Origin of the sequence: Bradyrhizobium sp. cf659, from assembly GCF_900113725.1 — a bacterium.
GTDB lineage: Bacteria > Pseudomonadota > Alphaproteobacteria > Rhizobiales > Xanthobacteraceae > Bradyrhizobium.
Window position 1 is genome coordinate 1,066,738 of record NZ_FOQJ01000001.1, and the last position, 25,515, is coordinate 1,092,252.

At 64.6% G+C, this 25,515-nt stretch carries 24 protein-coding genes and 1 pseudogene; 9 read left to right on the forward strand and 16 right to left on the reverse strand.

Going from position 1 to position 25,515, the window contains the following annotated elements; all coding sequences use genetic code 11:
- Nucleotides 1-196: 196 nt before the first annotated feature.
- From radA to BM118_RS05355, 6 genes are all read left to right on the forward strand, one after another.
- A complete protein-coding gene (radA, locus tag BM118_RS05330) occupies nucleotides 197-1,642 on the forward strand; it encodes a DNA repair protein RadA (RefSeq protein ID WP_092182870.1) in 1,446 nt (481 codons plus the stop codon).
- Nucleotides 1,643-1,809: 167 nt separating this feature from the next.
- Complete coding sequence (locus tag BM118_RS05335) at nucleotides 1,810-2,439, forward strand: CvpA family protein (protein ID WP_074120893.1); 630 nt, start codon at nucleotides 1,810-1,812, stop codon at nucleotides 2,437-2,439.
- A gap of 28 nt (nucleotides 2,440-2,467) precedes the next feature.
- Nucleotides 2,468-3,991, forward strand: coding sequence for an amidophosphoribosyltransferase (gene purF, locus BM118_RS05340; protein ID WP_092182872.1), 1,524 nt, complete (start codon nucleotides 2,468-2,470; stop codon nucleotides 3,989-3,991).
- A gap of 143 nt (nucleotides 3,992-4,134) precedes the next feature.
- Nucleotides 4,135-4,875: an SDR family NAD(P)-dependent oxidoreductase gene (locus tag BM118_RS05345; RefSeq protein ID WP_092182874.1), complete on the forward strand. Its 741-nt coding sequence runs from the start codon at nucleotides 4,135-4,137 to the stop codon at nucleotides 4,873-4,875.
- 116 nt (nucleotides 4,876-4,991) lie between these two features.
- Nucleotides 4,992-6,140: an NHL repeat-containing protein gene (locus tag BM118_RS05350; RefSeq protein ID WP_092182876.1), complete on the forward strand. Its 1,149-nt coding sequence runs from the start codon at nucleotides 4,992-4,994 to the stop codon at nucleotides 6,138-6,140.
- A 168-nt stretch (nucleotides 6,141-6,308) separates the two neighbouring features.
- Nucleotides 6,309-7,532 (forward strand): ABC transporter substrate-binding protein, encoded by a 1,224-nt coding sequence (locus BM118_RS05355; RefSeq protein ID WP_092182878.1) that lies wholly within the window; start codon nucleotides 6,309-6,311, stop codon nucleotides 7,530-7,532.
- A gap of 105 nt (nucleotides 7,533-7,637) precedes the next feature.
- Here BM118_RS05355 and BM118_RS05360 read toward each other — a convergent pair.
- From BM118_RS05360 to BM118_RS05395, 8 genes and pseudogenes are all read right to left on the reverse strand, one after another.
- A pseudogene (locus BM118_RS05360) lies at nucleotides 7,638-8,892 on the reverse strand (TCR/Tet family MFS transporter).
- On the reverse strand, nucleotides 8,889-10,271 hold the full coding sequence (gene der / locus BM118_RS05365; protein ID WP_092182880.1) for a ribosome biogenesis GTPase Der: 1,383 nt from the start codon (nucleotides 10,269-10,271) through the stop codon (nucleotides 8,889-8,891). Before der ends, BM118_RS05360 begins: the two are co-directional and overlap by 4 nt.
- Before the next feature lie 149 nt (nucleotides 10,272-10,420).
- Nucleotides 10,421-10,972, reverse strand: a complete 552-nt coding sequence (locus BM118_RS05370) for a hypothetical protein (RefSeq protein WP_092182882.1) — start codon at nucleotides 10,970-10,972, stop codon at nucleotides 10,421-10,423.
- 30 nt (nucleotides 10,973-11,002) lie between these two features.
- Nucleotides 11,003-11,656, reverse strand: a complete 654-nt coding sequence (locus BM118_RS05375) for a tetratricopeptide repeat protein (RefSeq protein WP_092182884.1) — start codon at nucleotides 11,654-11,656, stop codon at nucleotides 11,003-11,005.
- 169 nt (nucleotides 11,657-11,825) lie between these two features.
- Nucleotides 11,826-13,418 (reverse strand): class I adenylate-forming enzyme family protein, encoded by a 1,593-nt coding sequence (locus BM118_RS05380; protein WP_092182886.1) that lies wholly within the window; start codon nucleotides 13,416-13,418, stop codon nucleotides 11,826-11,828.
- Nucleotides 13,419-13,491: 73 nt separating this feature from the next.
- Nucleotides 13,492-14,076, reverse strand: coding sequence for an NnrU family protein (locus BM118_RS05385; RefSeq protein WP_092182888.1), 585 nt, complete (start codon nucleotides 14,074-14,076; stop codon nucleotides 13,492-13,494).
- 69 nt (nucleotides 14,077-14,145) lie between these two features.
- Nucleotides 14,146-14,727 carry a hypothetical protein gene (locus BM118_RS05390; RefSeq protein WP_092182891.1) on the reverse strand — a complete coding sequence of 194 codons (582 nt, stop codon included), beginning with the start codon at nucleotides 14,725-14,727 and terminating at the stop codon, nucleotides 14,146-14,148.
- A gap of 236 nt (nucleotides 14,728-14,963) precedes the next feature.
- Nucleotides 14,964-16,583 (reverse strand): peptide chain release factor 3, encoded by a 1,620-nt coding sequence (locus tag BM118_RS05395; protein WP_092182893.1) that lies wholly within the window; start codon nucleotides 16,581-16,583, stop codon nucleotides 14,964-14,966.
- 157 nt (nucleotides 16,584-16,740) lie between these two features.
- Here BM118_RS05395 and sugE point away from each other — a divergent pair, with 157 nt between their 5' ends.
- Complete coding sequence (gene sugE / locus BM118_RS05400; RefSeq protein WP_092182895.1) at nucleotides 16,741-17,055, forward strand: quaternary ammonium compound efflux SMR transporter SugE; 315 nt, start codon at nucleotides 16,741-16,743, stop codon at nucleotides 17,053-17,055.
- Here the strand turns inward: sugE and BM118_RS05405 are convergent.
- The 7 genes from BM118_RS05405 to BM118_RS05435 all read right to left on the reverse strand — a co-directional run bounded on the left by BM118_RS05405 (nucleotide 17,048) and on the right by BM118_RS05435 (nucleotide 23,525).
- Nucleotides 17,048-18,055 (reverse strand): inorganic phosphate transporter, encoded by a 1,008-nt coding sequence (locus BM118_RS05405; RefSeq protein WP_092182897.1) that lies wholly within the window; start codon nucleotides 18,053-18,055, stop codon nucleotides 17,048-17,050. The genes sugE and BM118_RS05405 overlap by 8 nt on opposite strands.
- Nucleotides 18,056-18,070: 15 nt before the next feature.
- On the reverse strand, nucleotides 18,071-18,715 hold the full coding sequence (locus BM118_RS05410; RefSeq protein ID WP_011086818.1) for a DUF47 domain-containing protein: 645 nt from the start codon (nucleotides 18,713-18,715) through the stop codon (nucleotides 18,071-18,073).
- Nucleotides 18,716-18,871: 156 nt separating this feature from the next.
- Nucleotides 18,872-19,840 (reverse strand): branched-chain amino acid ABC transporter permease, encoded by a 969-nt coding sequence (locus BM118_RS05415; protein ID WP_092182899.1) that lies wholly within the window; start codon nucleotides 19,838-19,840, stop codon nucleotides 18,872-18,874.
- Nucleotide 19,841: 1 nt separating this feature from the next.
- A complete protein-coding gene (locus BM118_RS05420) occupies nucleotides 19,842-20,705 on the reverse strand; it encodes a branched-chain amino acid ABC transporter permease (protein ID WP_092182901.1) in 864 nt (287 codons plus the stop codon).
- A 67-nt stretch (nucleotides 20,706-20,772) separates the two neighbouring features.
- Nucleotides 20,773-21,990 (reverse strand): ABC transporter substrate-binding protein, encoded by a 1,218-nt coding sequence (locus BM118_RS05425; protein ID WP_092182903.1) that lies wholly within the window; start codon nucleotides 21,988-21,990, stop codon nucleotides 20,773-20,775.
- Nucleotides 21,991-22,030: 40 nt separating this feature from the next.
- Nucleotides 22,031-22,777, reverse strand: a complete 747-nt coding sequence (locus BM118_RS05430; RefSeq protein ID WP_092182905.1) for an ABC transporter ATP-binding protein — start codon at nucleotides 22,775-22,777, stop codon at nucleotides 22,031-22,033.
- Nucleotides 22,770-23,525 (reverse strand): ABC transporter ATP-binding protein, encoded by a 756-nt coding sequence (locus BM118_RS05435; RefSeq protein ID WP_092182907.1) that lies wholly within the window; start codon nucleotides 23,523-23,525, stop codon nucleotides 22,770-22,772. The genes BM118_RS05430 and BM118_RS05435 overlap by 8 nt, the downstream gene beginning before the upstream one ends.
- Before the next feature lie 344 nt (nucleotides 23,526-23,869).
- On the opposite strand from BM118_RS05435, the gene BM118_RS05440 reads away from it, so the two are divergent.
- The gene (locus BM118_RS05440; protein ID WP_092182909.1) at nucleotides 23,870-24,517 is read left to right on the forward strand and encodes a PAS domain-containing protein; all 648 of its coding nucleotides are present in this window, start codon (nucleotides 23,870-23,872) and stop codon (nucleotides 24,515-24,517) included.
- Nucleotides 24,518-24,541: 24 nt separating this feature from the next.
- Here BM118_RS05440 and BM118_RS05445 read toward each other — a convergent pair whose 3' ends face one another.
- On the reverse strand, nucleotides 24,542-24,895 hold the full coding sequence (locus BM118_RS05445; RefSeq protein ID WP_092182911.1) for an ArsC family reductase: 354 nt from the start codon (nucleotides 24,893-24,895) through the stop codon (nucleotides 24,542-24,544).
- A 107-nt stretch (nucleotides 24,896-25,002) separates the two neighbouring features.
- Here BM118_RS05445 and BM118_RS05450 point away from each other — a divergent pair, with 107 nt between their 5' ends.
- Nucleotides 25,003-25,374, forward strand: a complete 372-nt coding sequence (locus BM118_RS05450; RefSeq protein ID WP_011086810.1) for a tRNA-binding protein — start codon at nucleotides 25,003-25,005, stop codon at nucleotides 25,372-25,374.
- Nucleotides 25,375-25,515: the final 141 nt, after the last annotated feature.

A 25,515-nucleotide genomic window follows, 5' to 3' on the forward strand; every position in this document is an offset into this window, starting at 1 on the left:
CCGCCCCGTATTGGTTCCGAGACTGGACCCGCGTCCGCTAACATTTGGCAAAGTCCGGTGCGGCGCTGCGGCCCAAAGCTAACAAAGGGTGTACCGGTTGCGCTGAATTGCGATATTGGGCGCGCGGGTGACCGGCCTCACGGCCCGCCATTCCGTGCTATCAGCTGACATCAAGACCTCCGACTCAACTGTCCCCATGGCCAAGAACACGCTTTCCTTCGTCTGCCAGAACTGCGGCGCGGCCTATAACCGCTGGCAGGGCAAATGCGAGTCCTGCGGCGAGTGGAATACGCTCGCCGAGGAGGACACGAGCGGCAGCGTGCCGGTCTCGATCCGCTCCAAGCGCAAGGGCCGGACATTCGCGCTGGAGAGCCTCGCCGGAAAGAGCCCGGACGCGCCGCGCCTGTCCTCAGGGATGACCGAGCTCGACCGCGTCACCGGCGGCGGATTCGTCCGCGGCTCGGTGCTGCTGGTCGGCGGCGATCCAGGCATCGGCAAGTCGACGCTGCTGACGCAGGCAACCAGCATGCTGGCGCGCGCCGGCCACCGCATCGTCTACATCTCCGGTGAAGAGGCGGTGGCCCAGGTGCGCCTGCGCGCCGAGCGGCTCGGCCTGTCGGACGCCCCGGTGCAGCTTGCGGCCGAGACCTCGGTCGAGGACATCGTCTCCACGCTGTCGGAGGGCGCGGTTCCCCGCCTGATCGTGATCGACTCGATCCAGACCATGTGGACCGACACCGTGGAATCCGCGCCCGGCACGGTGACCCAGGTGCGCGCCTCGGCGCAGGCGCTGATCCGCTTCGCCAAGAAGACCGGCGCCGCCATCATCCTGGTCGGCCACGTCACCAAGGACGGCCAGATCGCCGGCCCCCGCGTGGTCGAGCACATGGTCGACGCGGTGCTGTCGTTCGAGGGCGAAGGCTCGCAACAATTCCGCATCCTGCGCGCCGTCAAGAACCGCTTCGGCCCGACCGACGAGATCGGCGTGTTCGAGATGACCGGCCTTGGTCTGCGCGAGGTCACCAACCCTTCCGAGCTGTTCCTGTCGGAGCGCGATCTCGGCACGCCGGGCACCGCGGTGTTTGCGGGCATCGAGGGCACAAGGCCGGTCCTGGTCGAATTGCAGGCACTGGTCGCTCCGACCTCGCTCGGCACCCCGCGCCGGGCCGTGGTCGGCTGGGACCCGAGCCGGCTCTCGATGGTGCTGGCGGTGCTGGAGGCCCATTGCGGGGTCAAGCTGTCCGGCCACGACGTCTATCTGAACGTCGCAGGCGGCTTGCGCATCAACGAGCCGGCGGCCGACCTGGCCGCGGCGGCGGCGCTGGTGTCCTCGCTGGTTAATGCGCAGTTACCCACGGACGCAGTCTATTTCGGCGAGATTTCGCTCTCGGGCGTGGTGCGGCCGGTGGCGCAGACCCAGGCCCGGCTGAAGGAAGCTGCCAAACTCGGCTTCCAGCGCGCCGTGCTGCCCGAATCGGCCCGGGGCGAAGCCGGCGGCGACGCCGGACTGTCGCTCAACGCGGTGAACAGCCTGACGACTTTGGTGGCCGAGATCGCCGCCCGCGGCTCTCGTCGGGGCGAATCCGGCGGATCGGCAGAGAAAAATGCCACACCGGCAAGATTCCGCCGTGGAGAGGGGTAGCCGGAGGTGACGTCCCCGGCCCCCGCCGCTATACAGCCGTCACAAAAGCAGCATGGGATTGCGTGGTTGCGGCCTTGCCGGGAACGCCGTCTGCCCCTCTTTTAGGGCGGCGGCCAAACACCGATTCGCTGAGCACCTTTGAGAGTACGAGCGGACCAGACCAGCCGATGCCAGTAACACTCCTCGACCTGATCCTGCTCGGTGTGATGCTGATCTCGGGCCTGCTCGCCATGGTCCGCGGCTTCATGCGCGAAATCCTGTCGATCGCGGCCTGGGGCGCGGCCGCGATCGTGACGCTGTACTCCTTCTCCAAGCTGCTGCCGACCGCAAAGACCTATTTCAACAACGACACGGTCGCGAGCGTGGTCGTGGTCGCCGGCGTGTTCGTCGGTACCCTGGTCGTGGTCTCCGTGATCACCGTCCGGATCTCCGACATGATCCTGGATTCGCGAATCGGCGCGCTCGACCGTACCCTCGGCTTCCTGTTTGGCCTCGCTCGCGGGCTTTTGATCGTCGTGGTCGCCTTCCTGTTCTTCACCTGGCTGGTGCCGGACAAGCAACGCCCGGACTGGGTGACGGGGGCGAAATCCCGCGTGGTGCTCCAGGGAACCGGGGATTGGCTGATGTCGCTCTTGCCGGATGACCCCGAGAACACCATCTTGAAGAGATTCAAGAAAAACAAACCAGATGATGATCAAGCTGATTCCGAGCAGCAGCCTTCGGGCAGTGGCGACGGATACAGTAAACCTGCTCGTGACAGCCTGAAAAAGCTGATCGAGAAACCTGCGGCGCGTTGATTAGGCCCTAAAGAGAGGCGCGGACGAGATGCGACACCCTGACCAGGACGCCCAACTTGATCTCGATCCCAAAGCCGGTTTGAGCCCGGCCGCGCTGGAGCTTCAGGACGATCTGGAAGGGGATACGCTCCGCGAGGAATGCGGCGTCTTCGGCATCTACGGCCACCCGGACGCGGCCGCCATCACGGCCCTCGGTCTCCACGCCCTTCAGCACCGCGGCCAGGAAGCCGCCGGCATCGTCTCCTATGACGGCAGCCGCTTTCACAGCGAACGCCGCCTCGGCCTCGTCGGCGACACCTTCTCCCGCCGCGAGGTGATCGACCGCCTGCCCGGCACTGTCGCGGTCGGCCATGTCCGCTATTCCACCACCGGCGCCACCATCCTGCGCAACGTGCAGCCGCTGTTCGCCGAGCTCAATGCCGGCGGCCTTGCGGTCGCCCATAACGGCAACCTCACCAACGGCCTGACGCTGCGCCGCGAGCTCGTGAGGAACGGCGCGATGATGCAGTCGACCACCGACACCGAGGTGATCCTGCACCTGGTCGCGCGCTCCCGGCGCACCCGCTTCATCGAGCGCTACATCGACGCGCTGCGCGAGATCGAGGGCGCCTATGCGCTGGTCTCGCTCACCAACAAGAAGCTGGTCGGCGCGCGCGACCCGCGCGGCATCCGCCCCCTGGTGCTCGGTGAGCTCGATGGCTGCCCGATCCTGACCTCCGAGACCTGCGCACTCGACATCATCGGCGCCCGCTTCATCCGCGACATCGAGCCCGGCGAAGTCATCGTGTTCGACGAGAACGGCCAGGACATCCACAAGCCGTTCCCGCCGATTGCGCCGCGTCCCTGCATCTTCGAATACATCTATTTCTCCCGTCCGGATTCCATCGTCCACGGCCGCTCGGTCTATGAGGTGCGCAAAGCCTTCGGTGCGCAGCTCGCACGCGAGAGCCACGTGCCGATCGACGTCGTCGTGCCGGTGCCGGATTCCGGCGTGCCCGCCGCGGTCGGCTACAGCCAGCATTCCGGTGTGCCGTTCGAGCTCGGCATCATCCGCAACCACTATGTCGGCCGCACCTTCATCCAGCCGACGCAGGCGATCCGCGAATCCGGCGTGCGCATGAAGCATTCGGCCAACCGCGCCGCGATCGAAGGCAAGCGCATCATCCTGATCGACGACTCGCTGGTGCGCGGCACCACCTCGAAGAAGATCGTGCGCATGATGCGCGATGCGGGCGCGAAGGAAGTGCATTTCCGCCTCGCCTCGCCGCCGATCCTCTACCCTGATTATTACGGCATCGACCTGCCGGACCGCGGCGGCCTCTTGGCCGCGACGCATTCGCTGGAGGAGATGCGCGAGATCATCGGCGCCGACTCGCTCGCCTTCCTGTCGATCGACGGCATGTACCGCGCCATGGGCGAGCCCGGCCGCGACCCGGCCAATCCGAAATTCTCGGATCACTGCTTCACCGGGGCGTATCCGACCCACCTCACCGACCAGACCCAGACCGAGCAGCAGCCCCGGCAGCTGTCGCTGCTGGCGGAGGCGAGCTAGGCTGTCGTCCTGGCGAAAGCCAGGACCCATTACCACAGGCCTCCGTGGTTCGAAAAAGGTGCGACAACCACCTCCCTAAGCCATACACGTCACGGCGTATGGGTCATGGCTTTCGCCAGGACGACGCTGGATAGAACCTTCCGATGACAAAACCCCTCGCCGACCGCATCGCTCTCGTCACCGGCGCCTCGCGCGGCATCGGCTTCGCCACGGCAAAAGCGCTGGCGAAGGCCGGCGCGCACATCGTCGCGGTGGCGCGCACGCAGGGCGGTCTGGAAGAGCTCGACGACGAGATCCGGAAAGAGGGCGGCAGCGCCACGCTGGTGCCGCTCAACCTCACCGATTCCGACGGCATCGCGCGGCTCGGAGCCGGCCTGCATGAACGCTACGGCAAGCTCGACATCCTCGTCGGCAATGCCGGCGTGCTCGGGCCCTCCTCGCCGGTCGGCCATATCGAGCTGAAGACCTTCAACGACGTCATGGCCGTCAACGTCTCCGCGAACTTCCAGCTCATTCGCTGCATGGAGCCGCTGCTGAAGCAGTCCGACGCCGGCCGCGCCGTGTTCATCACCTCGGGCGCCGCCAACAAGGCGACCGCCTATGTCAGCCCCTACGCCGCCTCCAAGGCCGCGCTGGAAACGCTGGCGCGCGCCTGGGCGCAGGAGACCGCGAACACACCTCTTCGCATCAACCTGTTCAACCCCGGCCCGGTCCGCACCCGCATGCGCGCCACGCTGATGCCGGGCGAGGATCCTGCGACACTCGACACGCCCGAGCAGGTCGCCGAATTCATCGTGCCGATGTGTGCGCCGGACTGGACCGAGACCGGCAAGTTCTACGACTACAAGACGCGCAGCCTGATGAGCTTCCGCTCGCCGGCCTGATCGACTTGACCAATTGGTTGGCCGATTGACTTGGCTAATTGACTTGGGCCCCTCCCCGCGATTGACTGCCCGCGCTCAAGCGGCAGCAAGCCGCAAGCCAAAAAAGGGAGGTTGCCATGGCACCATGGCATGATCGCGCAGGCGTTGGCCGTGCGCTCGCCCGCGTCTCTCACGCCTTCTCCATCCTGATCGCGGCACTCGCATTCGCGCTTCCGGGCGTTGCGACCGCCGGCGATGTGCCGACCTTCGCCGTCGATCCCTCCTGGCCTAAGCAGCTGCCGAACAACTGGATCCTCGGCCAGGTCGGCGGCATCACCGTCGACGGGCAGGGCCACATCTGGGTGATCCACCGCCCACGCTCGCTCACCGACGACGAGAAAGGCGCGAGCCTCAACCCGCCACGTTCGAAATGCTGCGTCTCGGCACCGCCCGTGCTCGAATTCGACGCCGACGGCAATCTGCTGCGCTCATGGGGCGGTCCGGGCGACGGCTACGAATGGGTCGGCCGCGAGCACGGCATCGAGGTCGACGAGCGCGGCTTCGTCTGGGTCGGCGGCAACGCCGACAATGACAACGCCATTTTGAAGTTCACGCTCGACGGCAAGTTCGTCGCCCAGATCGGCAAGATCGCGCCGAGCCTCGGCAGCAACGACACGACGCAGCTCGGCAAGCCCGCCGAGACCGCGATCGACAAGGACGCGAACGAAATCTACGTCGCCGACGGCTATGGCAACCGTCGCGTCATCGTGTTCGACGCAAGCACGCTGGCCTACAAGCGGCACTGGGGCGCCTATGGCAACAAGCCTGATGACAGCAAGCAGGCGCCCTACGATCCCAAGGCGCCGGTTGCCCAGCAATTCGGCAATCCCGTCCATTGCGTGAAGCTCGCCACTGACGGATTGGTCTATGTCTGCGACCGCATCAACAACCGTATCCAGGTGTTTCGGAAGGACGGCACCTTCGTGAAGGAGTTCTTCTTCGAGAAGAACACGCTCGGCAACGGCGCGGTGTGGGACATCGCGATCTGGCCCGATCCGAAGCAGACTTACCTGCTGAGCGCCGACGGCGAGAACAACGAGATCAGGGTCATCAAGCGCGAGGACGGCAGCGTGGTCGGCAGCTTCGGCCACAACGGCCGCAATGCCGGTCAATTCCATTGGGTGCATGCCATGGCGATCGATGCCAAGGGTAACGTCTATACCGCCGAGGTCGACACCGGAAAGCGCATCCAGAAATTCAGGCTGACGTCGGACGCGCTCAAATAGCGTCCTGACGCATCTTGCCCAAAAGTTAACCGACGGATGACGCTACGACGCAGCGTCATCCGGCTTTAGGCGCATTGCCGCCAGCCGTGGGACAGGCTAGAGCCATCAGCCGGAAACAAGACTCCGCAAGAGAGCCGTCCGCATATTTGACAATGGAGGAGACTTTTCATGACGACGTTCGCGCGCCGCTCCGCGGCCCTTCTGGCCTGTGCCGCCTTCGGTTTTGCAACATCCGCCTACGCCCAGGACAAGACCGTCAAGATCGGCGTGCTCAACGACATGTCGAGCCTCTATGCCGACATCGGCGGCCCGAACTCGGTCGCCGCGGTGAAGATGGCGGTCGAGGATTCCGGCCTGAAGGCCAAGGGCTGGACGATCGAGGTTCTCTCGGGTGATCACCAGAACAAGCCTGACGTTGGCGTCAACATCGCCCGGCAGTGGATCGATGCCGACAAGGTCGATGCCATCGCGGACACGCCGAGCTCCGGCGTTGCACTTGCGGTGAGCAACCTCGTCAAGGATAAGAACTCGGTGCTGCTCAATTCGGGCGCGGCCACCGCCGACCTGACGGGCAAAGCCTGCACGCCCAACACCATCTCCTTCACCTACGACACCTACATGCTCGCCAACGGCACCGGCAAGGCACTGACGAAAGCCGGCGGCGATAGCTGGTTCTTCCTGACCGCGGACTACGCCTTCGGCCATGCGCTCGAGCGCGACACCAGCTCCGTCGTCACGGCCACCGGCGGCAAGGTGCTCGGCGGCGTCAAGCATCCGCTCAACACGTCGGACTTCTCGTCATTCCTGCTTCAGGCGCAGTCGTCCAAGGCCAAGGTCATCGGCCTCGCCAATGCGGGCGGCGACACCACCAACGCGATCAAGCAGGCCGCCGAGTTCGGTATCGTCGCCGGCGGTCAGAAGCTCGCCGCGCTGCTGCTGTTCATCAACGACGTGCACTCGCTCGGCCTGAAGACCGCGCAGGGCCTGACCTTCACCGAATCTTTCTACTGGGATCTCAACGACCAAACCCGCGAATGGTCGAAGCGCTTCCAGAAGGTCTCGCCCAAGGGCGCGATGCCCTCGATGACGGTGGCAGGCCTCTATGCGGAAATCCTGCATTACCTGAAGGCGATGGATGCGCTCGGCAGCAATCCGCATGATGGCGCCAAGGTCGTCGCCAAGATGAAGGAGCTTCCGACCGACGATCCGCTGTTCGGCAAGGGCCCGCTGCGCGCCGATGGCCGCCGCCTGATCCCGGCCTATCTGTTCGAGGTGAAGAAGCCGGAAGAGTCGAAGGGGCCGTGGGATTACTACAAGCTGGTGGCCACCATCGCGCCGGAAGATGCGGCCAAGCCGCTCAAGGACAGCGAGTGTCCGCTGGTGAAGAAGTAAGCCAGCCAGCGCTGCTGTAGGGTGGGCAAAGGCGCGTAAGCGCCGTGCCCACCATCTCTCCGCGGGCTGACGAAGCGGCAGTGGGCACGCTTCGCTCTGCCCACCCTACGAGACCGTCTTTGTAGTCGCCAACGTCCGCATCGCGATCGCCACGCATACCACCATCAGCACCGCCGCGAGCAGGAACGGCGCGCCGGGCATGCAGCGGCGCGCTGGCGCCGATGAAATAGGAAAATGTCAGCGTGAACAGGAACGGGCCGACGAGCTGCGACACGCTCTGCACGCTCGCGGTTGCGCCCTGCAACTGGCCCTGCTGATCGGGCGCGACCAGCCGCGTCATCAGCGATTGCATCGCGGCGCCCGAGATGCCCCACAGCGACATCACGGGAATGCCGATCCAGAACAGCGGTCCGGTCGGCGCAGCGCCGAAGATCACGAAGCCGATCGCACCACAGCACAGGCCCAGCAACAGTGTGTACCGCTCGCCGAGCGCGCGCACGATCGGGCCGATGGCGAGCCCCTGCACCACCATGGCGCAGACGCCGACCATCGCGAGCGTCAGTCCGACCGTCTTGGAATCCCACCCGTAGCGATAGGTCGCATAGAGCACGAAGGTCGACGGCAGCACGACATGCGCGACCTGCGCGATGAAATTGACGATCGACAGCGCGGCCAGCATCGCGTTGGAACGCAGCAGATGCAGCGCCCCGACCGGATTGGCGCGGGTCCAGCGGAACGGCGCGCGCTTGTCGGGCGCCAGCGATTCCGGCAGGACCAGGAGCCCGTAGAGCGCATTGGCAAAGCTTAGAGCCGCCGACGCCCAGAACGGCAGGCGCGGATCGATGTCGCCGAGCAGGCCGCCGAGCGCCGGGCCCAGGATGAAGCCGGCGCCGAAGGCCGCACCAATCCTGCCGAAGATCGCCGCGCGCCGCTCCGGCGGCGTGATGTCGGCGATATAGGCAAACGCCGTCGAGATGCTGGCCGAGGTGATGCCGGAGATCACGCGCCCAATGAACAGCCACGTCAGCGACGGCGCGAGCGCCATCAGCACGTAGTCGGCGGCGAGCCCGAAATTCGACAGCAGCACCACCGGGCGCCGTCCGAAACGATCCGACAGCGCGCCCAGCACCGGCGAGAACACGAACTGCATCAGCGCCCAGGCGGTGCCGAACAGGCCGAAGATGCGGGCCGCGTGCGCAGTGTCGTTGTCGACGAAGCTCTCGATGAGCTTTGGCAGGATCGGCATGATCACGCCGAGTGCGAGCATGTCGAGCAGGATGGTGACGAAGATGAAGGCGACCGCGCCGCGCCGGACCGGCGCGGCGCCCTGCGCCATCGCCTCGCCGGCATCGTTGCTCACGACGGCCGCTTGCGCTTGTGGGCGAAGGGGTTGGCCTTCTCGCGCAAGGTGATGCGCACGGGCGTGCCCGGCAGATCGAAAGTCTCGCGCATGGAATTGGTCAGGTAGCGCAAGTACGACTGCGGCACCGCGTCGGCACGCGAGCAGAACAGCACGAAGCTCGGCGGCCGCGCCTTGGTCTGCGTGATGTAGTTCAGCTTCAGCCTGCGGCCGGACACGGCGGGCGGCGGATTGGCCTGGACCGCCTGCTCGAACCAGCGATTGAGCGCGGACGTCGACACGCGTCTGTTCCAGACTGCGTAGGCGTCCTGGATCGCCTGCATCAGGCGATCGATGCCCTCGCCCATCAGGCCCGATACCGCGACGATCGGCACGCCCTTGACCTGCGGCAGCAAGTGGTCGGCGTCGCGGCGCAGACCCGAGATCGCACCGCCGCCCTTGGTTTCCATCAGGTCCCATTTGTTGGCGGCGAGCACGAGCGCCCGGCCCTCGCGCTCGACCAGATCGGCAATGCGCAGATCCTGCTCCTCGAAGCGATTCTGCGTATCCATCATCAGCACGACGACTTCGGCGAAGCGCACCGCGCGCAGCGCATCCGCGACCGAGAGCTTTTCCAGCTTCTCCTCGATGCGCGAGCGACGCCGCAGGCCGGCGGTGTCGAACACGCGAAAATCGCGGCCCTTCCAGTTGATCTCGACCGCGATGGAATCGCGCGTGGTGCCGGCCTCCGGGCTCGTCAGCAGGCGCTCCTCGCCGAGCAAATGGTTGATCAGTGTCGACTTGCCGGCATTTGGCCGGCCGACGATGGCGACCCGGATCGGGCGCGTCGCGGCCTCCTCCTCGGAGAGCGGCGCGTCGTCCTCGTCCTCATCCTCCTCGACGGGCTCCGGCATCAGCTTGGCGAGGGCGTCATAAAGCTCGCCCATGCCCTCGCCGTGCTCGGCCGAGATCTGGATGGGATCGCCGAGGCCAAGCGCGAAGGCTTCCATCGCGCCAGCGTCGCCATGCTTGCCTTCGCTCTTGTTGGCGACCAGCAGCACCGGCTTGTTGGCCTTGCGGGCGAAATCGGCGAAGGCGCGGTCGGTCGGCGTGAGGCCGATGCGGGCATCGACGACGAAGAACAGCGCGTCGGCCTGCGCGATCGCGGTCTCGGTCTGCTCCTGCATCCGCGCGGTCAGCGAGCCCTTGGCGCCCTCGTCGAGGCCGGCGGTGTCGATGATGGTGAATTCGAGGTCGCCGAGCCTGGCCTCACCCTCGCGACGGTCGCGGGTGACGCCCGGCATGTCATCGACGAGCGCGAGCTTTTGCCCAACCAGGCGGTTGAACAGCGTCGATTTGCCGACATTGGGCCGGCCGATAATGGCGATCGTGAAGGACATCGGTCATTCGTGCGCTGCGAAAGCCGCGCCTGTCAATGCAATGAAATTATTAAAGCGCGATGAGGCCGGAATGAATCCCATCGCGCTTCAGGTTGTTGTTTAAGCATGATCTCTTCGGAAAACCGCTTCGCACTTTTCCGGATCATGCTCTAGCGCGAGAAGCTGCCGCTCGGCAGCGGCGCCGGGAAGCCGCCCTGCGATTGCTGCTGCGTGGTCTGGGTCGGTTGGGCCTGCTGGACGGGCTGATCGGGCGGCGGCGCGGTGGTGCGCTTGCGCACGATCTTCTGCTTGGGCGGCGGAGCGGCGGTGGGCGGCGCGGCCTCCGGCTGGGCCTCGCCATCGACTTCGCCGGCAGGCGCATCGGCGGGCGCGGCCGCGTTGGCAGCCGGCTGTCTGGTCTTCTTCGCCTTGGCACCCTTCGCCGGCTTGGCCGCTTCAGGCGGCGGCTCCGCGGGCAAAGCCGCAACGGCAGGCGCATTCGGATCGGGCTGCTGCTGCGCGCCCTTGTACAACTCCTTCGGCACACCCTGCTCGAGGCCCGGCACGCCCTCCGGGAAGACCGGCTTGCGATCACCCGGCAGCTTCTTCTTGGTGTCGAGGAAATCGAGCAGGTCGCTCGGATCGAAGCTGGAGCAGCCGCCCAGGACGCCCGTGAAGGCGATCAGGACGGCGGCTGCGATCAAGCGTGGCGTGCGGCGCATATCGGTGTCTCGTCTCAGCTCTCGGGACCGTCAGCTCTTGGCGACGGGCGGCAGCAGGGCCTGGAGCGCCTCGGCGCGCGAGCGCAGGCTCGGCGGCGTTTCGCCGTCCTCGGCGATCGCGTCGAGCCATTTGCGGGCCGCGGTCGTGTCGTTGTTGCGCCAGGCCGACAGCGCCAGCATCTCACGGGCGCTGTGGCGGAAGGTCGATTTGGGCGCGGCGGAAGCCTCCAGCCGCTGCTGGATGTCGGCATAGCTGGCGCTGTCGATCAGCAGGCCGGCGGCGCGCATCCTCGCCAGATCCTGCCACTCGCCACCGACGCTGCGGTCGGCGGCAATGTCGTCGTACATCTTGGCGGCCGCCTTGGGATCGCGGCCAGCAGCCTCGGCCGCAGCACGCAGCCGCGCCAGGGTGCGATAGCCCGAGGGAGCCTTGGCGGCGAGCTCAGTGAAGGCCGTCTCGGCCTCCGCATGCTTGTTCTGCTCGGACAGCTCGACGGCCTTCTCGAAGGCGGCGCCGGCCTCGGCGGCCTTCTTGGCCTCCAGATATTGGTAGCCGCGCCAGCCGCCGACGGCGGCCACGATCAGCACCATCAGGGCGATGAAGTAGATCGAATATTTATCCCACAGCTTCTTGAGCTGTTCGCGACGTACTTCCTCGTCGACTTCGTCAAATAATTCAGACACTTATGCTAATCCCATGCCCGTCCGGGTGCGCGCGCCACAGCGTTCGCGTCAGGAATCCCGTCCCCCGCGTGGCGGCGAGGTAGCCTAACGATATGGCGGTGGCAAGGCAAAGTGAGCCCGATCAAGGCGTTAACCACCCGGAAGAGCCCGGCAGAAGCGCTTGCCTAGCTCAGGTTCCCAAGTGCTCCCGCAATTGCCGCTTCAGCACCTTGCCATTGGCATTGCGCGGCAGCGGCTCGGTGGTGATCGCCATGGTTTCGGGGACCTTGTAGTCGGACAGCCGCTCCGCGCACCAGGCCCGCAGGGCGTCGCCGGCGACCGGGGTGCGGGTCACTACCACGGCATGGACGCGCTCGCCCAGCACCGGGCACGCCCTGGCGATGATCGCGCTCTCGATCACCGCGGGGTGGCCCGCCAGCACGGATTCGACCTCCGCGGAATAGATCTTCAGGCCGCCGCGATTGATCATGTCCTTCTGCCGGTCGAACACGCGGACGAAACCGTTCGCATCCACTGACCCCAGATCGCCCGAGTGCCAGAATCCACCGGTGAAGCTTTCAGCCGTGGCATTCGGGTTGTTCCAGTAGCCCTTGATGACGGATGCGCTCTGGATCCAGAGCTCGCCGATCTCGCCGTGGGGCAGCGCGCGCCCATCCGATCCCATCGCGACGATGCGCGCACCGGGACACGGCAGGCCGACGCTGTCGATATGGCTTGCCGTCAGCTCGCCAGGCATGATCGTCGAGGGCGATGTCGTCTCGGTCGACCCGTAGCAGTTCATCAGCTTCAGGCCGGGAATCGTCGCCTTGAGCTTCTCGATGGTCGCGACCGGCATCGGCGCGCCGCCGAAACCGCCGATGCGCCAGCTCGACAGATCATAGCTGTCGAAATCGGGCTGGAGCAGGCAGAGATTGTACATCGCCGGCACCATCACGGTGTAGGTGACGCGCTCGCGCGCGGCGAGCTTGAGATAATCGACGGCCTTGAATTCCGGCATGATGATCAGCGCGCCGCCGCAGCGGATCATGGTCGTGATGTTGGCGACGACACCGGTGACGTGACCGAGCGGCACGGCCGCGATCGAACGGTCCGCTTCCGTCAATTGCAGGCAGGACGCGAACACCATCGAGGAATGGACGATGTTGCAATGGGCCAGCATCGCGCCCTTCGGCTTGCCTGTCGTACCCGACGTGTAGAGGATCATCGCGGTGTCCTCTTCGTTCACGTCGACCGGCGCGGCGGCCGCGGCGTTGTCTGCGAGCACCGCGAAGCGCGACACATCCGGGTCGTCGTCGACGGCAACGCGGTGGATCACATCGGGCACATCCCGCGCTTCCGGCAGCCGCCCGGCGAGCCCGGCCTCGTGGATCAGGATCTTGGCGCCGCAATCGGTGAGCACATAGGCGATCTCCGGCTTCTGCTGGCGCGTGCTGAGCAGCACCGTGACGAGGCCCTCATGCGCGGCGGCAAACAGCAGCAGCGGAAACTCGATGCGGTTACCGAGCAGGATCGCGACACGATCGCCACGCTGCAAGCCGAGCTTGCGAAAGCCCGCCGCGATCCGCGCAGCCTGCTCCACCGCCTGCCGCCAACTCAGCCGGACATGGCCTAAGATCAGCGCTTCACCGTCGCCGTTGCGTGCGCGGGCCTCTGCGATCATCGCCCAGAGACTGGCCGGCCGGTCGCAGAACGCCGGCACAACCCGATCGCCAAAGCGCGCCTCGAACCGCATCGGCGGGATCTGAGATTGCGACCAGTCCATCGGAATGCCCTAAGCTTGTTGCTCTTGTTACCTTCCGCGCACGGACATGCGGGTCCTGTCTTGTGCCGATCGGCTAGACGCCCACGACGGGAACTCCGATCACGACAGGATGGAACGCAAACGCCAGCGCCAGATACGCAACCACGCCGACGGCAACCGCGATCAGGTCGTTGGTGGCGCCGCCCACCGGAATCGGCGGGCCGCCACTGTCGGTGCGATGCTTCAGCGAAATGCGGTCATACACCGCCCAGCCCAGGAACGAGCCGAACAGGATGATGGAGCCGAGATCGCCATTGGCGAGGAGATGCGCGGCCGCCCACAGCTTGATGCCGGCCAGCATCGGATGTTTCAGCGTCGCATAGATGCGGCCGCGCAGATAAGAGGCGACCACCAGGATGACCGCGGGCAGCATCAGCGCGAGCGTGATGTGCTTCATCGCCTTCGGCGGATACCAGACGTCGATCCAGCCGGCCGCTCGGTAATGGGCAAAGCCCCAGATGATCAGCGCAAGCCCCGCGAGCGAGACGAACGAATAGAGGATCTTGTAGGTCCCCTCGCCCAGCCTTGCGATCGCCTGCGCGCGCGTCTCGCGTTTCGTCGTGAAAACATGGGCCGCGAAAAACAGCACCAGCCCCAGGATCATGATCAGCAGACCCACGACGTCCTCCCCTCAACCAGCGCCCGCCTCTGGCGTACCATCGATTGGCGGTCGGTCGCAACCGATGCGCTACTTGCCCAACCCGCGATTATCGACATAGCGGATCGCGATCGGCCGCCCCGCCAGGGCATCGCCGAGACCGCTGGTGAATTTCAGCGGCAGGCAGGCCTTCAGCGATGCATTGATGGCGTTCAGATAGGTCGTGCGTGTGTCCGCCGGAACGCCCGCGGTGGCGTATGTGAGGCGTGGCGGGCCGATCAGGCCGCCCGCCTTGTTGAAGCTGAAGCGCACCGACATCTGCATGCCCTCCCGCGCATAGTCCGATGGCGGCGACCAGCAGGTGCGCAATGCCGCGAAAAGGTCGCCGATCGTGTCGAGATCGTGATCCGGCTTCTGGTATTTGGCGCGGTCGGTCTCGGACGGCATGCTCTCGATCGTGAGCTGGAGATTTTCGCCATAGGGATAGTCGATCTCGGGGATGCACGGCCCGGGCTCAAGCGGGCTGCAATAAGACGGCGTGCAAGGCCTGCCGTCGAGCACGCTGCACGGCTCGTGCGAGAACGGGATCGGATTGATCTGCCGGGGCCGCGCGTCGGCGGCGGCGACCGTCGAGATCGCCAGAAGCAGGAAAACAAGGATGCCGCGCCACATGATGCGAGCTCGCGATGTCACATACCGGGAACGTGGCATTGCTCCCGATAGCGTCAACCCTGCCGACGTTCACATGCTCGCGTTCAGGGCACACTATCGTCGCCCGGCCTGACCGGGCGACCCAGTACTCCGAGGCGTTTGTGATTGAGCCGAGAGGCTGCAGCGTACTGGATGCCCCGCTTTCGCGGGGCATGACAGCGGAGGGAACGGCTACAGAGCAGGCGAAACGAGCGCCCTCACCCCTTCTTCTTGACGTCCTTGACGTTTGTGAACGCGATGCCCTCGGCGCGTTCCCTGGTGTAGCCGAGATAGAACTCGTTCCTCGCCAGATATACGGGATCACCATCGACGTCGTCGGCGATGCTCGAGGTGTTGGCGGCGATGAAGGTGTCGAGCTTCTTGCGATCGTCCGACGAGACCCATCGCGCAAGCTGGAACTCGCTGACCTCGAACTCGACCGGAAGGGAATATTCCGCCTCCAGCCGTGCCTTCAGCACGTCGAGCTGGAGCGCACCGACCACGCCGACCAGCGCCGGCGCGCCGTCGCGCGGGCGAAACACCTGCACGACGCCCTCTTCCGACATCTGCTGGAGCGCTTCCTTGAGCTTCTTCGCCTTCATCGCGTCGGTGAGACGCACGCGGCGGACGATTTCCGGCGCAAAGCTCGGCACGCCGACGAAGTTGAAATCCTCGCCCTCGGTCAGCGTATCGCCGATGCGCAGCGTGCCGTGATTGGGAATGCCGACGACATCGCCGGCAAAGGCTTCGTCCGCCACCGAGCGGTCCTGCGCGAAGAAGAATTGCGGGCTCGACAGCGGCATGCTCTTGCCGGTGCGCACGAGCTTTGCCTTCATGCCGCGGCTGAGCTTGCCCGAGCACAGGCGCGCGAAGGCGATACGGTCGCGGTGGTTCGGGTCCATGTTCGCCTGGATCTTGAACACGAAGGCGCTCATGCGCGGATCGGTCGCCTCGACCTTGCGCTGGTCGCTCTCCTGCGCACGCGGCTCGGGCGCGAACTTGCCGAGGCCCTCGAGGAGATCGCCGACGCCGAAATTGCGCAGCGCGCTACCGAAATAGACCGGCGTCAGATGGCCCTCGCGAAACGCCTCCAGCTCGAACGGTTTTGAGGCCTCGGTGACGAGCTCGAGCTCGTCCTTCACCGCGGAGACGTCGAGATTGGCGTTGAGCTTGGCGAGCTCCTCGATCTCGATCTGCTGCGCCGCGCCGGTCTTGGCGCCGCCGCCTTCGAGCAGGCGCACGCCGCCATTGACGACGTCATAGGTACCGAGGAAGTCGCGGCCACGGCCGACCGGCCAGGTCATCGGCGTGGTGTCGAGCGCCAGCGTCTTCTCGATCTCGTCCAGCAGCTCGAAGACGTCGCGGCTCTCGCGGTCCATCTTGTTGATGAAGGTGATGATCGGAATGTCGCGCAGGCGGCAGACCTCGAACAATTTTCGGGTGCGCGCCTCGATGCCCTTGGCGGCGTCGATCACCATGACGGCGGAGTCGACGGCCGTGAGCGTGCGATAGGTGTCTTCCGAAAAATCCTCGTGGCCCGGCGTGTCCAGCAGGTTGAACACAAGGCCCTCGAACTCAAAGGTCATCACCGAGGTCACGACCGAGATGCCGCGCTCGCGCTCGATCTTCATCCAGTCCGAGCGCGTGTTGCGCCGCTCGCCCTTGGCCTTGACCTGACCGGCGAGGTTGATGGCGCCGCCGAACAGCAGCAGCTTTTCGGTCAGCGTGGTCTTGCCGGCGTCGGGATGGGAGATGATCGCAAAGGTCCGGCGCCGCGCCACTTCAGCGGCAAGCGGGGAACGGGCCGGCGATTCGGCTGGAATGGCGATGTCGGACATGGCGGGAGCGTTTGGCAGGGAAAATGGGCCTGATCAAGCCTCATTTGGTGATTGCGGAGCCCTTCGGCCAGCCCCATATCGGCCGCGGGAGGGACGGCCTTCCTTTTCATCAGCATTATCAGCCGCGGGGACGACCCTGCCTTGCATGGAGGGTCGCATGGCCTGGAGCATCCTGTTCGTCGCCGGTCTGCTGGAGGTCAGCTGGGCGATCGGCCTCAAATATACCGAGGGTTTTACCAGGCTCGTCCCGTCGGTCCTGACGCTCGCCGCGATGGCCGGGAGCATCCTCCTGCTCGGGCTGGCCCTCAAATCGCTGCCGATTGGAACCGCCTATGCGGTGTGGACCGGCATCGGCGCGGTCGGCACAGCGACGCTCGGGATCATCCTGTTCGGCGAGCCGGCGACCGCGTTTCGCCTCGCCAGCATCGGGCTGATCGTCGCCGGGATTGTCGGGCTGAAGCTCGTCACTTGACGAAAATCCTGACCGCCCACCAGGTCAGCGCCGCCACGATCGCCGAGGCCGGGATCGTGATCACCCAGGCATAGACGATTGAGCTGGCGACGTTCCAGCGCACCGCGGAGACCCGGCGGGCCGCGCCAACGCCCACGATCGCGCCGGTGATGGTGTGGGTGGTCGAGACGGGAACCCCGAGGAAGGTCGCCATGAACAGGGTCGCGGCGCCGCCGGTTTCGGCACAAAAGCCCTGCATCGGGGTCAGCTTGGTGATGCGCAGGCCCATGGTGCGGACGATGCGCCAGCCACCCATCAGCGTGCCCAGCGCCATCGCCGCCTGGCAGGACAGCACCACCCAGAACGGCACCGAGAATTCGCTGCCGAGATGGCCCTGCGAATAGAGCAGCACGGCGATGATCCCCATGGTCTTCTGCGCGTCATTGCCGCCATGGCCGAGCGAATAGAGCGAGGCGGAGGCGAATTGCAGGATGCGGAAGGCGCGGTCGACCGCGAACGGCGTCGAGCGCACCGAGGCCCAGGACACGACCGCAACCAGCATCATCGCCAGCAGGAAGCCGACCAGCGGCGACAGCACGATGGCGAGCACGGTCTTGGTCAATCCGCTCCAGACCGCCGCCGAAATCCCCGCTTTGGCCATGCCGCCGCCGATGAGGCCGCCGATGAGCGCGTGGGACGACGAGGACGGAATGCCGAGCGCCCAGGTCACGAGATTCCAGACGATGGCGCCGACGAGAGCCGCGAAGATCACCTGGGCATCGACGATCGAGGGATCGATGATGCCGGTGCCGATGGTCTGGGCGACGTGCAGCCCGAACACCATGAAGGCGACGAAATTGAAGAAAGCGGCCCACAACACCGCGAATTGCGGCCGCAACACGCGGGTCGAGACGATGGTCGCGATCGAATTGGCAGCGTCGTGCAGGCCGTTCAGGAAGTCGAACAGCAGCGCGACGGCGATCAGTCCGACCAGGACGGGAAGACCCAACGCAGCATCCACGGCGAGGCCCCTGCCCTAAACTTGTTCGATGACGATGCTGTTGATCTCGTTCGCGACGTCGTCGAAGCGATCGGCCACCTTTTCGAGATGGTCGTAGATCTCGACGCCGACGATGAAATCCATCGCGTTGCCGTCGCGATGCTTGAGGAACAGCTCCTTCATCCCGATGTCGTGGAGATCGTCGACCCGGCCCTCCAGCTTGGTCAGCTCTTCCGTGATCGCGGTCAGCATGGCGACGTTCTTGCCGATCTGCTGCATCAGGGGCAGCGCACGGCCGACCAGATTGGCGCATTCGATCAAAAGCCCGCCGATCTCGCGCATCGGCGGCTCGAAGGCGCGGACCTCGAACAGCATCACGGCCTTGGCGGTCTGCTGCATCTGGTCGATGGCGTCGTCCATCGAGGTGATGAGGTTCTTGATGTCGCCGCGGTCGAACGGCGTGATGAAGGTGCGGCGCACCGCCGTCAGCACCTCACGGGTGATGTTGTCGGCATCGTTCTCGAACTGGTTGACGCGCTGGCAATAGACCGGCGTCTCCTCGCCCCCGTTGAGCATGCCCTGGAGCGCGATCGAGCCCTGGATCACGGTCTGGGCATGGCGGTCGAACAGGTCGAAGAACCGTTCTTCCTTGGGCAGGAAAGCGCGAAACCATCGCATCATGGGGATAGACTACCGGTTGGAAGTGGCCCGGCCCGGGAGGGCCGTCACGAAACTGTCATAGACCATTTTCGATCCGCGCGCGCACTACCTCACGCCCGCGGAGCCGGATCATCCACCGCTTTCACCCAAGGGGTAAATTGACCTTAAATCAATTACTTAGAGCGAACGCCGGAAGTAATGCGCGATTTCACCGATGACGCCGCGGCGGAAGGTGAGCACGCAGATCACGAAGATCGAGCCCTGGATCACCGTCACCCACTGGCCGAAGCTCGCCAGATATTGCTGCATGGCGATGATCACGAAGGCGCCGACCACCGGTCCGAAGATGGTGCCGAGCCCCCCGACCAGCGTCATCAGCACGACTTCGCCCGACATCGACCAGTGTACGTCGGTGAGCGAGGCATTCTGCGCCACGAACACCTTCAGCGATCCGGCGAAGCCGGCCAGCGTGCCCGACAGGACGAAGGCCAGGAACTTGTACTGGTCGGTCCGGTAGCCGAGCGAGATCGCGCGCTGCTCGTTCTCGCGGATCGACTTCAGCACCTCGCCGAACGGCGAGTTGATGATGCGGAAGATCAACAGGAAGCCGGCGAGGAAGCCGACCAGCACGACATAGTACAGGACCGTCGGCTTGGTGAGATCGAGGACGCCGAACATGCGTCCCTGCGGAATGCCCTGGATGCCGTCCTCACCATGGGTGAACGGCGCCTGGAGGTAGATGAAGTACAGCAGCTGCGACAGCGCCAGCGTGATCATCGAGAAATAGATGCCCTGGCGGCGGATCGAGATGTAGCCGGTGACGATCGAGAGCACGAAAGCCGCGGCGATACCGACGAGGATGCCGAGCTCCGGCGGCAACGCCCACACCTTCAGCGCATGCGCGCTGCAATAGCCGGCCGTCCCCAGGAACATCGCGTGGCCGAACGACAACAGGCCGCCATAGCCGATCAGAAGATTGAAGGCGCAGGCGAGCAACGCGAAGCACAGCGCCTGCATCACGAAGAACGGATAGACCCCCGTGAACGGCACCGACGCCAGCAGCAGCGCCATCACCACAAACACGATCATCTCGTCACGCATCGCCCGCGGGGTCGTCGGCAGCGTATCGTCCGTCAAGGCTGTCATATCAGGCCGCCCTTCCCGTCAATCCCGTTGGCTTCACCAGGAGCACCAGCACCATCAGCACGAACACGACGGTGTTGGAGGCCTCGGGGTAGAAATACTTGGTCAGGCCCTCGATCACGCCGAGCGCGAAACCGGTGATGATCGAGCCCATGATCGATCCCATGCCACCGATCACCACCACGGCGAACACGACGATGATGAGGTCGGCGCCCATCAGCGGCCGGACCTGGTTGATCGGCGCCGAGAGCACGCCGGCGAGTGCGGCGAGGCCAACGCCGAGACCGTAGGTCAGCGTGATCATGCGCGGCACGTTGATGCCGAAGGCGCGGACCAGCGTCGGATTTTCGGTGGCGGCGCGCAGATAGGCGCCGAGCCGCGTCTTCTCGATCAGGAACCAGGTCGCCAGACACACGACCAGCGAGAAGACGACGACCCAGCCGCGATAGATCGGCAGGAACATGAAGCCGAGATTCATGCCGCCCCTGAGCTGGTCCGGAATGGCGTAAGGCAGGCCGGAGGAGCCGAAATAGTTCTGGAACACGCCCTGCACGATCAGCGCGATGCCGAAGGTCAGCAGCAGGCCGTAGAGATGGTCGAGCCCGGTCAGCCATTGCAGCATGGTCCGCTCCAGGATCATGCCGAAGATGCCGACGATGATAGGCGCCAGCAGCAACGCCCACCAGTAGTTGATGCCGCCGAGGTTCAGCAGGAAATAGGCGACGAAAGCGCCCATCATGTAGAGCGCGCCATGGGCGAAATTGATGATGTTGAGCATGCCGAAGATCACGGCAAGCCCGAGACTGAGCAGCGCGTAGAACGAGCCGTTGATCAGTCCCACCAGTAGCTGTGCGTAGAGAGCCTGCATCAGGATTAGCTTCCGCCACCAAAATGAAAGCCCGCCGGCGGCACGACCGCCCGGCGGGCCACGAGAGTTACTTCTTCACCAGCGGACAGGCGCTCTCGGAGAGCGGCCGGAACGCCTGGTCCGCGGGAACGGTGCCCACCAGCTTGTAGTAGTCCCACGGCCCCTTCGATTCCGAAGGCTTCTTGACCTCGAACAGGTAGGCCGGGTGAATCTTGCGGCCATCGACCCGGATACTGCCCTGACCGAACAGCGGATCGTCGGTCTGCATCGACTTCATCTTCTCGACCATTTTGGCGCCGTCATGCGGATTGCCGCCCGTCGCCTCCAGAGCCTTGAAGTAATGGATCAGTCCCGAATAGACACCGGCCTGCACCATCGAAGGCATCGCCTTGTTCTTCATGCGCTCCGAAAAGCGCTTGGAGAAGGCCCGCGTTCCGTCGTTGAGATCCCAATAGAAGGTTTCGGTGAAATTGAGCCCTTGCGCCACGTTCAGGCCGAGCGAGTGAACGTCGGTGATGAACAGCAGCAGCCCGGCAAGCTTCTGCCCACCGGCAACGATGCCGAACTCGGCGGCCTGCTTGATCGAATTGGTGGTATCGCCGCCGGCATTCGCAAGTCCGACGATCTTCGCCTTCGATGCCTGTGCCTGCAAAAGGAACGAGGAGAAGTCTGAGGAATTGAGTGGATGCTTGACGCTGCCGAGCACCTTGCCGCCCGCCTTTTGCACCACCGCCGCCGTGTCGCGCTCCAGCGCCGCGCCGAACGCATAGTCGGCCGTCAGGAAGAACCAGGAATCGCCGCCAGCCTTCACCAGCGCCTGACCGGTGCTGTTGGCCAGCATGTAGGTGTCATAGACCCAGTGGATGGTGTTCGGCGAACATTGGGCGTTCGTCAGATCCGACGTCGCCGCACCCGTGTCGATCAGGATCGAATTCTTCTCCTTGACGACGTTGTTGACCGCGAGTGCGACACCAGAGTTCAGCACGTCCATGAAGATGTCGACCTTCTCGACGTCGATCCATTGGCGCGCGATGGTGGTGCCGATATCGGGCTTGTTCTGATGATCGGCGGAGATCAAGTCGATCTTCCAGCCCTTGGCGGCAAGCCCGGAATCCTCGATCGCCATCTGGGCTGCCAGCGTGGAGCCCGCGCCACCGAGGTCGGAATAGAGACCGGAATTATCGGTCAGCACGCCGATCTTGACGGTCTTGTCCTGTGCCGACGCGCCGCTTGCGACGAATCCCAACGCCATGCCGAGAAGAAGCGCACAAAAATGCTGTTTCATAATTTCCTCCGGGAAATCCTCTATTGAATGCCTCGGGGCGTCAGACGCCGAGATAGGTATGCAGCTTGTCCATGTTCGCAGACAGTTCCGAGTTCGCAAAACCGTCGATCACCTTGCCGTGCTCGACGATGTAATAGCGGTCGGCCACGGTCGATGCGAAGCGAAAGTTCTGCTCGACGAGGAGAATCGTGAAGCCCTCCTTCTTGAGCCGCGCAATGGTGTGGCCGATCTGCTGGATGATGACGGGCGCAAGGCCCTCGGTCGGCTCGTCCAGCATCAGGAAGCTCGCGCCGGTGCGAAGGATGCGCGCGATCGCCAGCATCTGCTGCTCGCCGCCGGACAGCTTGGTGCCCTGGCTGTTGAGCCGCTCCTTCAGGTTCGGAAACAGGTCGAAGATCTGCTCGAGCGGCAGTCCGCCTTCGCGGACGACCGGCGGCAACAACAAGTTCTCCCGCACGTCGAGGCTGGCGAATATCCCTCGCTCTTCCGGGCAGAACGCGATGCCCATGCGCGCGATCTTGTCGGAGGTCGCGCGAATGATCTCCTGGTTGTTGAATTTCACCGAGCCGGTACGCTTGCCGATGATGCCCATGACCGACTTCAGCGTAGTCGTCTTGCCGGCGCCGTTGCGCCCGAGCAGGGTGACGACCTCGCCCGCGTTCACGTCGAAATTGATCCCATGCAGGATGTGGGACTCGCCGTACCAGGACTCGAGGTTGCGGACCTGGAGGATGTTTCCGCCGCTCGCAGCCTTTGCCGGAGCCTCGGCGATCGCAGTGTCAGGCATGACCGGCTCCCAGATAGGCTTCCTTGACGCGCTCGTCCTTGGTGAGCTCGCTGTAATGGCCCTGCGCGAGCACCTGCCCGCGCGTCAGCACGGTGATGATGTCGGAGAGATTGGCCACGACGCTCAAATTATGCTCGACCATCAGGATGGTGTATTTCGCGGAGATGCGCTTGATCAGCGCCGCGATCTTGTCGATGTCCTCGTGGCCCATGCCGGCCATCGGCTCGTCCAGCAGCATCATCTCGGGGTCGAGTGCGAGCGTGGTTGCAATCTCGAGTGCGCGCTTGCGCCCGTAGGGCATCTCGACCGCAGGCGTATTGGCAAACTCGCTGAGGCCGACATCGTTCAGCAGATCACGTGCGCGATCGTTGAAGCGGTTGAGCACCGACTTGGAGCGCCAGAAATCGAAGGAACTGCCGTGCTGGCGCTGGAGCGCGACGCGAACGTTTTCCAATGCGGTCATGTGCGGAAACACCGCCGAGATCTGGAACGATCGCACCAGTCCCATGCGGGCCACGTCGGCCGGCGCCATCGCGGTGATGTCCTGGCCGTTGTACAGGATCTTCCCGGCGGACGGCTTGAGGAACTTGGTCAGAAGATTGAAGCACGTCGTCTTGCCGGCGCCGTTCGGGCCGATCAACGCGTGAATGCTCCCACGGCGGACCTTGAGCGCAACGTCGCGGACAGCAAAGAAGCCCGCGAACTCCTTGGTCAAGCCTTCCGTTTCGAGAATGAACTCATCGGCCAAACAGATTTCCCCCTGCCCGCGCGACCCGCGTGGCTGTCCTTGTTGCTTCGGCTTTCAGGAGGCCTTGAAGCCTTCCCGGAACGCCGCCTCCGGGCGCGGAATATGCCGGAGGTGACGGGGGTTAGGCAAGGCGGAAAGCTGAGCAGATCAGGTCTCCGGCTGGGATACAAATGCTCCCTTAGTCGGAGATGTTTTGATGTCACGCCTGCCCGGCCTTCCGGTTCGCGAAAGCACCGGTCGTCAAGCCGTCGTTAACGGTCTTTCGTCCCGCGCGCCAGCCTTCATAGAAAATTTTCCCGCAGCAATGGATGATGCGCGGGTTTTGATCTGCCGGGAATATTGTTTTGGATTTCGCAAGCGCCGCTCCCTCCGTCGTCAAGTCGATCAGGCAGCGTGATCTCCTGAACACGTGGCTGCGCCTCTATGCGCGCCAGCAGATCGCGCCGGCGATCTGGGAGTACCAGCCTGCGCGGCTCGAGGAAGAGCTGTCCGATCTCATCTATTACACGGTGGACACCTCAACTCCGGCGCCGCGCCTCGTCATCCAGAGCGAAGGCACGCGGATCTCGCGCGCCTATGGACATACCGGCAAGGGCGTGCCGCTGGATGAATATATCGGGCCGCAGCTCGTGCCCTCCGTGATGCCGATCTACTACGAATGCGTCGCGCGCGGGCTTCCGGTCTACAGCGTTGCCGACGTCGACGACATCTACGGGCGCATCGTCGCCTACGAGCGACTGCTGCTGCCGTTCCTGACCGACGGCAAGGTCTGTCACATCATCGCCTCGCTCAAGACCTTCTGCGAGGACGGCGGCTTCGAGATCAAGAATCTGATGCGCGGAAATGACGCGCTGCCGCGCCAGAAATTGCGCGCCGTGATCGATCGCGATCTCTTTCATCGCGCCCCCGGCCGTATCGCGGCCGCCGACGTCGTCGAGTTCGCGGACCAGTCCGGCCCCGCCGACGCCACCGAGATCATCGAGCTGAACTAGCCTTCAGCGGGATTTGGCGCCGGCCTACTTCGTCCTGACTTCCTTGGCATAGATGTCCGGCTTGAAGCCGACCAGCAGCTTGCCGCCGACTTCCAGCACCGGACGCTTGATCATCGATGGTTGCGCTAGCATCAATGCCAGCGCCTTCTTCTCGGTGAGGCCCTCCTTGTCGGCGTCGGGCAGCTTCTTGAAGGTCGTGCCGGCGCGATTGAGCAGCGTCTCCCAGCCGAGCTTGTCGCTCCACTGCTTGAGCTTGTCCTTCTCGACGCCGGCCGCCTTGTAGTCGTGAAACTCATAGGCAATGCCATGGCTGTCGAGCCAGGCGCGCGCCTTCTTCATGGTGTCGCAGTTCTTGATGCCGTAGATGATGTTGGGCAAGACGTTCCTCGCGCATGCGTGATGCTTCGGCTGCGGCGTTGTACGAAACTCCGGTTCGCGCGACAATATTGCGAGCGATGCTTTCGAACTCTGTCAACGGACACATCATGCACGTCACTCACGATCCCGCCGCGGCCCCGTCGCCGACCATCGACTTCAACAGCTTCCTCGCGGTCGATATCCGCGTCGGCACCATCGTCGATGCCAAACCGTTTCCGGAGGCGCGCAAGCCGGCCTGGCGGCTGTGGATCGACTTCGGCCCGGCGATCGGCGTGCGCAAGAGCTCGGCGCAGATCACCGAGAACCATCCGCTGGAGACGCTGGTGGGACAACAGGTCGCGGCCGTCGTCAATTTTCCCCCGCGCCAGATCGGGCCGGTCGTATCGGAAGTGCTGACGCTCGGTTTCCCCGATGCCGACGGCAAGGTCGTGCTGGTGCAGCCGGGCAAGCCCGTGCCGAACGGCGGACGGCTGTTCTAGCGGCACATCATCGCGAGCCGAGCCGTCAGCTCGCCAGCCGTTGACTCCTCCTGTTCCTCGGTCCGGGGCCATCCGGACTTGACTAAAACCCGTTGCTCATTTAAAAATGACTGATCGATCGTTTTTTATTTGGACAGCCGA